Raw genomic sequence first — 12989 nt, 5'->3', positions numbered from 1 at the left:
TAGGCTGCACAATAGGGACAAAAAGCGATATTGCATTGTCCCTATGTGTCGTCTACTTGGTGTAAGCAAACAAGCCTACTATAAACATCAGGACAATCTGATGCAAAGATTGGCATTGGAATCATTTGTGATAGAATACGTTAAAGAAGTCCGTGCCAAAGACCCCGGAATAGGAGGGAACAAACTCTGGCTGATGTACCGTAGCCGATTTGGTCAGGAAAACAGCGTGGGTTATAATCGTTTTTATGATATACTGGATCGTTTCTCGCTGAAAATTCGCAAACGGCATCATCGTACCCGTACCACCAACTCGGAACATGACCGTCCTGTTTATCCCAATCTGGTTAGAAACTTCCTCCCTCAGGCTCCTTGTCAGCTGATGGTCAGCGACATTACCTATATTCATCTGGGAGAGAATCTGGTAACGGGTAAAAATATTTTTTGTTTTTTGTCAGTCGTCACCGACGCTTATAGTAAGGAAATCATAGGATATAGTATTGGAGAAACGTTGGATACTAAGTATCCTTTAGATGCTTTGGAAATGGCTATCAGCCATTATGGTCGAAAAGACTTGTCCGGTTTGATCCATCATTCTGACCGTGGTATCCAGTATGCCAGTTATGCCTATACAGCCCGCTTGAAAGACTGCGGAATCCGCATAAGCATGACTGAAAATGGAAACCCCAAGGAAAATGCCATAGCCGAACGGGTAAATAATACCATTAAGAATGAACTTCTTAAAGATATGAAGTTTACTTGTATCCCGGAAGTGAAAACTGCGGTAAAATCGGCTGTAGACTTCTATAATAATGAACGTCCGCATTGGAGTCTGGACGGCATGACCCCGTCTCAGGCTGCACAGTGCAGGGGAGAACTGAAGAAAAGGTGGATAAGTTATCGGGAAAATGCCATTAAGAGCCAGATAAACGTAAGTCTGACTGGATAGAAGAATATCAGGCTGAGGAAGCTCTTTGGAGGCTTCACGCCTCCAGCCGCATGGCAATCCTCCGCGGTGGTTTTTCATAATTTATTTGGAGAGAATCACACTCTTGATTATTTTTGCCGGCAAATAATTAGAGAGTAAACCTCTTTCAGAAATAAACAACAAAAGGGACAACCCTTTTTATTATTAACTATAAACCGAGTCAACCCTTTTTATTGATTAGGCAGAAAGTAGTCAACTAAAATCGTTAAACTACAAATGTGTCACTTTTCCGGTAAACAGTCCATACTGAACAAATATTGTTTCATACTAATGAAACACTTGTTCCACTATGGAGAAACAACTGTTTCATTAGGGAGAAACAAAATCTGGCTTATATACTTTTACCACTCATATTGCTCAACATATTCATCGAATACGGGAGCTTCCTGAAGACCTCTTTGAAGGAACAATTGCCGGATATACTCCTGTTGCTCGGGAGTAAAAAGACGCTCTTTACGCCAAAGCCGGTAAAAATGCGTTCGTCCGAAATAGGTTAACATCTCTTGTTTGATGGCTATTGCATCATTATGTGGAATATACGCCAGCAAATTTGTCATACCCAAAGCAAATTGTTCCAATTGGTCGGCCTTAAAGTAGGGACAATCTTCATTGGCAGGATTCGTTTGTGCAGGATTAACAAAGGTAACAGTCTTACGCTCAATCGGTATATGCTGGGCAGCCCTGCTACGAAGACACCTATCAGCTTGTTTGCATTGTCTGTTCATACAATGAGCAAACTTATACGGCAGTAAATTGTAATCAAAGTCTTTATCCATAATGCATATCGTTTTAACAAAAATACGCTTTATTATTTAACTACAAGACAATTGCAGCATAAATATGGCATTTAGCCCGAATTATAAAGCTTTCCTGCGGTAAGATACAATCAGTTCTGGTTCAGCAAGAAGTAAATCAGTCCGGACATCAGCCCGGTTTGTGTCAGATGGGTACGGATATCGGACAAGGCTTTAGTTATATGTTTCTCTACGGTCTTTTCACTGATATTCAAGAGGAATGCAATTTCTTTATTCTTCATATTTTCTTCACGACTTAACAAGAATACTTTCTTTCGTTGCTCCGGAAGCGTCTTGACAAAAGATGATATTTCCTCTTCTATCTCTTTCAAAAGCAGATTATCATGCTGGTTATAGGAAAGGATCTCGTAGTCGATCAGTTCATCCAGATTATCGGCATGGTCGACACGACGCTGAACCAGCACAGAATTAAGATGATTGATCGACCGGTTGTAAGTAGCACGATACAGATAAGGCTTTACCGGTTCCTCAAAATCGATCTCGTTCCGGTTAACCCATAAAGCCATGAAAACATCCTGGACAATATCCTCACTTACATTCCAATCGTTTACATATCTGTAAGCATAAGTCACCAAAGAACGAAAATAACGTTCGAAAAGCTCCTGGAACAGCATCAATTCTCCTAATCCGTTTTCCTCCTTATCATACTGATTTCTACCTATGGTTTGCATTCAACGATCCCCTATTCAAAAATATTTCTGTAAAAATAGGCTTTTTTTTCATCATCGAGGTAGGGATAACCGGTTTTGTTTTGTGATAGGTATAAGAAGAAGAGTATTACAGAAATAACAGGGATACACAGAGCGGATGGAAAACATCATATTAAAATATTTACAACAAACGGCGAGTACGGAAGAAAAAAAACAGCTACTCGACTGGCTACGGGAAAGCGAAGGGAATAAAAAAACATTCTCCGGTCTGCGGGATATCTGGCTGGCTTCCGGGAACATTCCGCCACAAACGGCAGAGTATTCCGAAAATGCTTTCCGGCAGTTCAAAGAGAACGTACAACAATATGAAAAGAAAAAAAGGCAGACCAGCTACCGGTTACGTCCTTTATTACGTATCGCAGCTTCAGTCGCCCTCATCCTGGTATGTTCTGCAGGCGGATATTTTATAGGCAGGCAGACACCGGATATCGTATATAGAGAGAAAGAAGCTGTTGTTATAAACCAGGCTATTATGGGGAAAGACAGCAAAGGATCGGTCACGCTGCCCGACGGAAGTATCGCCTGGCTGAATGCGAACAGCAAACTGGTTTATCCGGAAAAATTCTCCGATAAATACAGAAAGGTGAAGCTGGAAGGTGAAGGATACTTTGAAGTAAAAAGAGACGAAAAGGCTCCTTTTTATGTGGAAACCAACCAGATGACCGTCAATGTACTGGGAACCAGTTTCGATGTAAAAGATTATCCGAACAAGACCAATAGCGAGACAACCCTGCTTACCGGAAAAGTTGAGATACACCTGCCCGGCAATCCCGATGCGATCCTTCTGAAACCGGATCAACGGCTGACTGTCGACAAACAGACAGGAGTTCATGAAATAAAACAGGTAGATGCATCCGAATATATCTTATGGATCAATGACAAACTGATCTGTCAGGATGAGAAATTGTCCGTCGTCCTGCATAAGATAAAGTTATGGTACGGTATGGAACTGGTCTGCCAGCAAGGTACTCCGGTCGATCAACGCCTGTCGCTGACCATCCGGAAAGAGTCTCCCGATGAGATATTCAAACTATTGGAAATGATCGTTCCGATCCGTTATTCCATCAAAGACGATATAATCTATGTGAAGCCTAAAAAATAATACGAATCAATAAAAATGAAATGCCTATGAAGTAAACAAACAGGGAAGTATAAAAACAGTCCAGGCAAATGCTGGTAACATCTGCCTGGTAATGTGAAACAAACTGTTCTCTAAACTTAGAAATGAGAACAATAAGTTAAATTTAAAACAGTACAAATGTATGAAAAAAATTTCCACGGGAAGGAATGTTATCTCCTTTCTTAACATTAATTCATTTAGAAAAATGAAGCTAATACTATTACTTATAAGCTTTTGCTTCTTCCAGCTTTATGCAGTAAGCACCTATGCACAAAACACTAAAATAAGCCTGGAATTATCCGGTGTAAAGCTCAGCGAAGCAATTAAAACGATTGAAGAAAAGACACCGTTCGTCTTTTTCTACAATAATTCGGACATCGACATGAACCGGCAGGTCAGCCTGAATGCCAAAGATGCCAGTATCAAAGAAGTTCTGAACCAGTTACTATCGTCCAACAATTACAGGATAGAGAATTATAAAATTGTCCTGCTCGCCGATAAACCTCAGCAGGAAGGGAAAATCACCGGAAAGGTACTTGATGAAACCGGACTGCCCATTATCGGAGCCAACGTGATAGATAAGAAAACCAATAGCGGGACGATTACCGATCTGGATGGCAAATTCACGATTGACGCACCCCAGAATGCTGTGCTGACTGTCTCGTTCATCGGATACATTTCACAGGAGATCCATCTGAAAGGACAGAAAGAACTGACGGTCACACTCAAGGAAGATTCGCAACTGATAGACGAAGTCGTAGTAGTCGGTTTCGGTACCCAGAAGAAAGTAAACCTGACCGGTGCCGTTGCCTCCGTCAATCTGTCCGAAACACTGGGCGACCGTCCGATAGCCAATGTCACGGCAGCCTTGCAAGGAGCCACACCGGGATTACAGATCGGTTCGGAGACCGGAACACCCGGCGATGCGATGAGCTATAATATCCGTGGTACGACTTCCATCAACGGAGGTACTCCGCTCGTACTGGTGAACAACGTTCCTATGGATATCAATATGATCGACCCACAAGAGATTGAGTCGGTATCCATATTGAAAGATGCAGCATCCGCAGCCATCTACGGGGCGAGAGCGGCATTCGGGGTAATTCTGATCACAACCAAACAAGGGAAAAAAGACTCTGCCCCGAAATTCAATTACAACAATAATATATCTTTCTCCAAAGCGTTGGAACTGCCCCAAAAGGCAAGTCCGCTGGAATCGGTCCTGGCTTATAAGGAAATGGGCTGGCCGAACGACACTTATGTGGACGGCAAGAATATTACTCAATGGGAAGGATATATCCGCGATTACATGAGCGATCCCGGCAAATACCCGAAAGGATATATCTTCGATGAAAAAGGGAATCTTTTCCTGATGAAGGAACGGAACATGTTCGATGATATGACCGACAATTTCGGTTTTATGCAGAACCACAGCATGTCCGTATCCGGCGGTAGCGAGAAAACGGTTTACCGTATCGGTGTCGGTTACACCGGAGAAGACGGTATCCTGATCACCGACAAAGACAGTTACGACCGACTCAACCTGTCTACATTCATGGGCGTAGATGTCAACTCATGGCTGACAACACAACTCGACCTGAAATATGGCAACTCGAAGCAGAACAAAGTGGAAGCCGGAGGACGTAATACCGTATGGGTGGCAGCAATGAATCTGCCCTCCTATCAGAACAACGAAGATTATGAGCAGGACGGGATTACATATGCCCCGGAGTCACCAGCCACTTATATCCGCTACGGCGAACCGCGTAAGATCAAACAAAACGATCTCCGTGTATTGGGACGCGTTATACTGACGCCCTTAAAAGGCTTACGTATTACCGGGGAATATACATATAACCGTACTTCCTCGCAAAACAAGTTCTATAAGAATAAATATCAGTATATCGGATTGAACTTTACCGGGGTTCTGAACAGCACGGAAAATTCCAGTTATGCAGTTACCTCCAAATACACGGATTATAATGCCGTCAACTTATTCGCAAATTATGATATGACATTCGGTAAACACGATATCTCCCTGATGGGCGGATACAATCAGGAATCAAGCCATACCGAATCCCAGTATTCATACCGGACAGACGTTGTAGTCGGTTCGCTTCCGTCATTGTCTTTATCGACCGGAACCCCAATAACCAGCGATGCGTTCGAAGAATTCGCTATCCGCGGATTATTTTACCGGGTCAACTACAGTTATGACGGAAAATACCTGTTCGAAGCCAACGGACGTTATGATGGGACTTCGCGTTTCCCTAAAAACAGCCGTTTCGGTTTCTTCCCCTCTTTCTCTGCCGGTTGGAGGGTTTCGGAAGAAAGTTTCATGCAAGGGATGAACAGTTATCTTTCCAACCTGAAGCTGAGAGCATCCTGGGGGTCTATCGGTAACCAGGTTATCCTGAAATCCGATAATACGCCGGACAACTATCCGTATATCCCGGATATGAACGTTTATCTCTCCAGCTGGCTGGTAGACGGACAGAAGATCACGACACTGGGAGCACCCGCTATGGTCAGCAGCAGTTTCGGTTGGGAAAAGGTATATACGCTCGATTTCGGCTTCGACCTGGATCTGTTCGACAATAAACTGAATACGACTTTCGACTGGTATCGCCGCGATACCAAAGGAATGTTGGCTCCGGGAATGGAACTACCGGGAGTTGTCGGCGCCAGCGCAGCAAAGCAAAATGCAGCAGACCTGAAAACGTATGGATGGGAACTGAAGATCAACTGGCGTGACCAAATCGGACAGGTAGGTTACCGGGTAGGTTTCAATCTGTATGACTCACAATCGGAAATCACAAAGTACGATAATGAAGCGGGACTGATCGGATCGAACATCTACCGCAAAGGCATGAAGTTGGGAGAAATATGGGGATACGTCACCGACCGTTTCTATACGGAAGACGATTTCAATGCCGACGGAACCCTCAAACCGGGTATCCCGATGTTCAAAGGAGCCGGGAAAGTGTATCCGGGAGATATCCTTTATAAGAACTTCGATGAAGATACCGAATATATCTTCCAGGGAGAAAATACGGTTTACAATCCCGGAGACCAGCGTATCATCGGAAACAACACGCCCCGTTACCAATATGGCATTACAGCCGGTGTAACATACAAAGGTTTCGACTTGTCCATCTTTCTACGCGGAGTAGGCAAACGGGATTACTGGCGTACAGACCAGATGGCATGGCCTACCGGCGGCTGGGGAAGTCTGTTCAAGGAAACACTCGACTTCTGGACACCGGAAAACACGGATGCGTATTTCCCCAGAGTCTATTCGCAGGACCAGACCAATACATCATTCAACAGAAAGGTGCAGACCAAATATCTGGCGAACGCAGCGTATCTGAAAATACAGAATATCACTTTGTCTTATACACTTCCGAAAAGCTTCTGCCAGAGGATCTATATGGACAATATCCGGGTATTCGTCAGCGGCGAGAACCTGCATACCTGGGACCATCTGCCCGAAGGTCTGGAATCGGATATGCTTTCTAAAGGAGCCTGGGAATATCCTTTCATGAAAAAGTATTCACTGGGCATAAATGTTACTTTCTAAAATAAACGGTACGATTATGAAAACATTCAAAATAATATTCGGATTACTCCTTATTCTCGGATTTTCAGGTTGCATGAACAACGACTTCCTGGAAAGATATCCGCTGGGGAATCCTACGGCAGAAACCGTATTCAAGTCATACGACAATTTCAAAACATATGCATGGGGCTTGTATGAAACGTTCCCGGCACTCAGCTATGGAGAAACCAACACGGATAATATATCCTATAACTCCACACGCGGTTCGGGAGAAACGGATTGGATCAGAGGGATCGTCGTACCTCCTTCCAATACAACCAATACGCCCTGGGCACAATATTCGTTCATACGCCGGGTAAACCTGATGCTGGATCATATCGAGAGCTCGGAAATGAGTGAAACGGAAAGAGAACACTGGCGCAGTGTCGGTTACTTCTTCCGCTCCTATCGTTACATGACGTTACTATCTGCCTACGGTGGTGTGCCCTGGGTGGATCATGTGTTGGCGGACGATGAAACGGATATCATTTACGGTGCGAGAGAATCGCGCGATGTAATTGCCAACCATATTCTGGAAGACCTGCAGTATGCCGAACAGCATATCAACCAGAACGGCGACGGAGCCAATACGATCAATCGGGTAGTGGTACAGACATTACTATCCCGTTTCTGTTTGTTTGAAGGAACCTGGCGAAAATATCACGCCCTTCAGGAAGCCGATAAATTCCTGCGGGAATGTAAACGGGCTTCCGAAGAGGTATTGAAAGTATATCCGAACATACACAGCAACTATGACGATTTATTCAACTCTCTGTCGTTAAACGGTATACCTGGAATTATCCTGTACAAAGCTTATTCGAACGAAGCGGGTGTAGTACATGCCACCAGTATCGGGGGAACTACGGCACAATCATTCTATAACGTGACCAGAGACATGGTAGACAGTTATTTATGTTCAGATGGAAAACCCCGTTGGAACAGTCCGATGTATCTCGGTGATAAAGATATATACAATGAATTCAGTAACAGGGATCATCGTCTCTGGTTACATGTCACACCTCCTTACGTAGTCGATCGTTCGGAATCGACCACTGCCTGGGATAACAAATGGAAATTCACAGACAACCCGAAGGACAGGAGTTTCATTGACAGTATCAATATGATCGTCCCGGCAGAACGTCAGAAAACATTGCCTTTCCGCCAGGGATACGACGGAGGTATTTTAGGAGAAAATCCGCATTTTGATTTTTATCTGAATGGTCAACCCTGGTACAAATCTGCTTTCGGATATAATAACTGGAAATATTTCAATACCTACCTGAGCATGGGGTCACAGAGGAACGAAGAAACGGATATGCCGATCTTCCGGGTAGAAGAAGTTATGTTGAATTATGCCGAGGCAATGGTCGAGCTGGGAGAATTTACCCAGGCGACAGCCGATATGACGATCAATAAAATACGTTCAAGAACAAACGTTTCTCCGATGGTCGTTTCGCAAATAAACGAAAGCTTCGACCCGAAAAGGGATCTGGGCAATGCCAGTTACAGCGGAGATTATGCCGTATCGCCGCTCCTGTGGGAAGTCCGCCGCGAAAGACGTATCGAGCTATTTGCCGAGAACTTCCGTTTCGACGATCTCAGAAGATGGAAAAAATGCCAGTATGCCATGAAGAAAAAGCTCGGGCAATATGTCCGAAAATCCGATTTCCCGGATGGTACGGCTGTTACTATCGACGGAGGTACGGAAGAAGGTTATCTGGAATTTCATCCGGCACCCGGCAAACTTTGGCCGGAATATTACTATCTTTATCCGATTCCTTTAAATCAGATGGTATTAAACCCGAATATCAAACAGAATCCGGGTTGGGAATAATTTATAAGATCTAAAATACTAACAAAGCTGTCTGATAAGTATGAAAAAACAATTTGTCAGGCAGCTTTACTTTATCCGTATGTTATGAAATATGTAATTGTCATCATTCTTATGCTTCACACGTTGTGTCTACCGGCACAGACGATCATTCCTTCTCCGGAAAAGATCGTACAAAGCGATGGAGAGTTTCAGACAAAAAAACAAATGAACCTGTTTATCGGTGGAACAAAACCGGATTGTCTGGAGTACCTGCTAAACGAATTGTTGAGAACATCCGAACTAAACCAAGTCAACGGTAAAGCAGAAGCCGATATCCGGATGATCACGGACACCAGCCTCGTAACCGAGGCCTATCGGTTGCAGATTACACCTGATTATATCGAGATCCGGGCAGCCGGAAATGAAGGTTTCTTTTATGCTATGCAATCACTACGACAACTGGCTTCCGGGCAAAACGGGACTTTGATCTTCCCCTGCCTGAAAATAGAAGACAGTCCGCGGATTGGTTTCCGGAGCTTTCTACTGGATTCCGGCCGCCAGTATCAAAAAGTATCGACTATAAAGAAGTACATCGACATGGCCGCCATGCTGAAAATGAACTATTTCCACTGGCATCTGACGGAGGGACTCGGATGGCGTATCGAGATCAAACGATATCCGCGCCTCACACAAACAGGTGCTTTTGTAGGGAAAGGGCCTGAACAGCAAGGCTTCTATTCACAGGAAGAAATAAAAGAAGTTGTCAACTATGCTGCCGGGCGCTGCATTACCATCATCCCGGAAATCGATATGCCGGGACATGCCGAAGCGGCATTGGTCGCCTATCCTGAATTAGGTTGCTTTGGCGATACGATAGAAGTTCCGGAAAACGGTTTTACAAAAAATATCTTTTGTGCAGGTAAAACACATACACTGGACTTCCTGAAGAACGTTCTCGATGAGGTCTGTGAACTCTTCCCTTCCACATACATTCATTTAGGAGGCGACGAGGCACCTAAAGGCAATTGGGATATTTGTCCTGACTGCCGGCAACGCATCAAACAGTACGGTCTGAAAGACAGTCATGACCTCCAACTCTGGTTTGCCGCAACAATGGCCGATTATCTGAAGGCCAAAGGTAGAAAAGCGGTCTTTTGGGGAGATGTCGTTTACCATGACGGATATCCGTTGCCCGACAATACGGTTATCCATTGGTGGAACTGGAGAGGACACAAAGATAAAGCGCTCCGGGAAGCGATAAAAAGAGATCTTCCTGTTATTTGCGGAACCAATTACTATACGTACCTGAACTTTCCGCTTACTCCCTGGAATGGATATGAAGAACAGAGAACTTTCGATATAAAGGATGTATATACAGCCAATCCCTCCTATATAAAAGATAAGAATTCCTGTTTATTAGGAATGAGCTGTGCTTTATGGACCGATCATGGGGTCAGGGAACATATGATCGACAAGAGACTATTTCCCCGTATCCTGGCTATAGCCGAACAGATGTGGAACCGGAACGAACCGGAAACTTTTGAAGTATTCTACGAAAAGGTAAAAAGCCAAAAAGGCTGGTTTGAAAAACAGGGATATCTTTTCGGACCCGGATTAAAAGAAGAAATTACCAGTGATTTCAGTTGGGATTAACTAAAAACAGAAGAAAATGAAAAGTATAAAATTATTGGCAGGCCTGATCTGCATGGCAGGTTTATCTTCCTGTCAGAAAAAAGAAAGCCGCCCTAACATTATATATATATTGATGGATGATATGGGCTATGGCGACCTGCAATGTTACGGCCAGCAAAAGATAGAGACACCGAATATAGATCGTTTGAGAAACAATGGCATCAAACTGACACAACATTACACGGGTTCGCCGGTCTCCGCTCCCGCCCGATGTGTGTTGATGACCGGCTTACACTCAGGACACACGCAGATCAGAGCCAACGATGAACTGGCATCTCGGGGAGCGGTCAACAGCCACGACTCCATGTATGTCCATCCGGAACTGGAAGGACAATTTCCTCTGAAAGCCGGAACAATGACGATCGGGCGGATGATGCAAAATGCAGGATATACCACCGGATGCTTCGGGAAATGGGGATTGGGATATCCTGGCTCGGAAGGTGTTCCAGGCAAACAGGGGATCAACCAGTTTTACGGTTATAATTGCCAAAGACAGGCACATACGTATTACCCGGCCTTTCTCTGGAAAAACGATGAACGGGTTTATCTCGACAATCAGGTACGTGATCCGCATCTGACCAAACTCGACGAAGGAGCAGATCCCTATGACGAAGCAAGTTATAAAAAATACACGCAGAACGAATATGCCAACGATCTCATCTTTGACGAAATGATCCAATTTGTAGATCAGAATAAAGAACAACCTTTCTTCCTGCTCTGGACCACTCCGCTCCCACACGTCTCGTTGCAGGCACCCGAACATTGGGTAAAATATTATGTCAACAAATTCGGGGATGAAGAACCTTATACCGGAAACAAAGGATATATGCCTTGCAGGTATCCACATGCTACTTATGCAGCTATGATCAGTTATTTCGACGAACAGGTCGGCAAACTGGTAGAGAAGTTGAAAAAAGAGGGACTATATGAAAATACCCTGATCATTTTCACTTCAGATAACGGTCCGACATTCAACGGAGGTTCCGATTCACCCTGGTTCAACAGCGGAGGATTATTCAAATCGGAATACGGATGGGGGAAATGTTTTCTCCATGAAGGAGGAATACGCATACCGGCTATCGTCTCCTGGCCGGGAAAGATCAAAGCCGGAACAGAGTCCGACCATATCTGTGCATTCCAGGACGTCATACCTACTTTAGCTGAAATTGTCTCTATCGAATGTCCTCCGACCGACGGTATCAGTTTCCTGCCAACCTTATTAGGAAAATCCTCCAAACAAAAGGAGCATGAATACCTATACTGGGAATATCCGGATCCGGTTATCGGGAATAAAGCCATACGATGGGGAAAATGGAAAGGGATCATCACTAATATCCGGAAAGGAAACACTACCATGCAACTCTTTGATCTGGAGAACGATTTACAGGAGCTTCATGATGTTGCCGCCGAACATCCGGACATCGTCGGAAAGATGAATGAATGGATGATCGAGTCCGGCACTGTTCCGGAAAATCCGAAGTTCAGATTCTAGTAAAAGAGATCATTCCGATATGGAATTCTGTTCTTGTCGGAATGATCTCCGATTAACGAACTACGTATCATAAAATGCAGTTTTAATCAAACTTTTTCTTTTTAATAACAAACGATCTGTATATTTGTATCCAATAACAAAGAGATATTAAATCTATCTATTAATGGATTCTGCCACCGAAAAGGGATACATAGAGGCTGTTAGCAAGGGGGATGAACAGGCATTCGAGTCATTGTTCCTGCATTACTTTCCACGGATAAAAGGATTCATCTGCGGGATTCTGCAAAACGAGGAAGAGGCAGAGGATATTTCACAGGATATTTTCGTTTCGATGTGGCAAAACAAAGACCGATTAACCGGCATTGAAAATCTGAACGCTTATCTGTTCCGTATGGCTAAAAATACTGTTTTCCGCCATATCGAGCGGTCTCTGTTATTCAGGGATTATCAGCAACAACAAGCCGAACGTTCCTCATTTTCATCCGCCAACAATGAAACTATTGAAGAAGAAATATATGCAAAAGAACTGGAATATCTCATTTCTGTTGCCGTCGAAAAAATGCCGTCCCAACGAAAGCAGATTTATAAAATGAGCCGTATGGAAGGATTATCCAACGACGAAATCGCCGAACGGCTTGTGATCAGTAAACGGACGGTAGAAAATCATCTTACACTGGCATTAGCCGACATCCGTAAACTGATCGGATTCTTCATTCTCATCTTCTTTTAAAAAAAGCTCATCTCAAACCGTGTGCAAACTCTTT

The 12989-nt window shown here is 44.0% G+C and carries 9 protein-coding genes; 7 read left to right on the top strand and 2 right to left on the bottom strand.

The features are described from left to right. Positions 1-4: 4 nt before the first annotated feature. The gene (locus IEY67_RS08945; protein ID WP_262889870.1) at positions 5-946 is read left to right on the top strand and encodes an IS3 family transposase; all 942 of its coding nucleotides are present in this window, start codon (positions 5-7) and stop codon (positions 944-946) included. Positions 947-1326: 380 nt separating this feature from the next. On the opposite strand, the gene IEY67_RS08940 is transcribed toward IEY67_RS08945, so the two are convergent. Both IEY67_RS08940 and IEY67_RS08935 read right to left on the bottom strand, forming a co-directional pair. Beyond that, positions 1327-1761, bottom strand: coding sequence for a DUF6078 family protein (locus IEY67_RS08940; protein ID WP_183671184.1), 435 nt, complete (start codon positions 1759-1761; stop codon positions 1327-1329). 110 nt (positions 1762-1871) lie between these two features. Further along, entirely contained in the window at positions 1872-2471 is a 600-nt protein-coding gene (locus tag IEY67_RS08935) for an RNA polymerase sigma-70 factor (RefSeq protein WP_183671185.1), read from the bottom strand. A 136-nt stretch (positions 2472-2607) separates the two neighbouring features. Between IEY67_RS08935 and IEY67_RS08930 the strand changes: the two genes are divergently transcribed. The 6 genes from IEY67_RS08930 (at position 2608) to IEY67_RS08905 (ending at position 12955) form a co-directional block, all read left to right on the top strand. Further along, positions 2608-3612 (top strand): FecR family protein, encoded by a 1005-nt coding sequence (locus IEY67_RS08930; RefSeq protein ID WP_183671186.1) that lies wholly within the window; start codon positions 2608-2610, stop codon positions 3610-3612. Between the two features lie 160 nt (positions 3613-3772). After that, entirely contained in the window at positions 3773-7210 is a 3438-nt protein-coding gene (locus IEY67_RS08925) for a TonB-dependent receptor (RefSeq protein WP_183671187.1), read from the top strand. A 16-nt stretch (positions 7211-7226) separates the two neighbouring features. Next, positions 7227-9062: a RagB/SusD family nutrient uptake outer membrane protein gene (locus tag IEY67_RS08920; protein WP_183671188.1), complete on the top strand. Its 1836-nt coding sequence runs from the start codon at positions 7227-7229 to the stop codon at positions 9060-9062. Between the two features lie 84 nt (positions 9063-9146). After that, entirely contained in the window at positions 9147-10694 is a 1548-nt protein-coding gene (locus IEY67_RS08915) for a beta-N-acetylhexosaminidase (protein ID WP_183671189.1), read from the top strand. Positions 10695-10710: 16 nt separating this feature from the next. Then, the gene (locus IEY67_RS08910) at positions 10711-12225 is read left to right on the top strand and encodes an arylsulfatase (protein WP_183671190.1); all 1515 of its coding nucleotides are present in this window, start codon (positions 10711-10713) and stop codon (positions 12223-12225) included. A 163-nt stretch (positions 12226-12388) separates the two neighbouring features. Continuing rightward, positions 12389-12955 (top strand): RNA polymerase sigma-70 factor, encoded by a 567-nt coding sequence (locus IEY67_RS08905; RefSeq protein ID WP_183671191.1) that lies wholly within the window; start codon positions 12389-12391, stop codon positions 12953-12955. The last annotated feature ends 34 nt before the right edge of the window (positions 12956-12989 follow it).

This window comes from Parabacteroides faecis, assembly GCF_014647375.1.
Classification (GTDB): domain Bacteria; phylum Bacteroidota; class Bacteroidia; order Bacteroidales; family Tannerellaceae; genus Parabacteroides; species Parabacteroides faecis.
The sequence above is the reverse complement of the archived record's forward strand: the minus strand, read 5'-3'. Positions and strand labels throughout refer to the sequence as shown.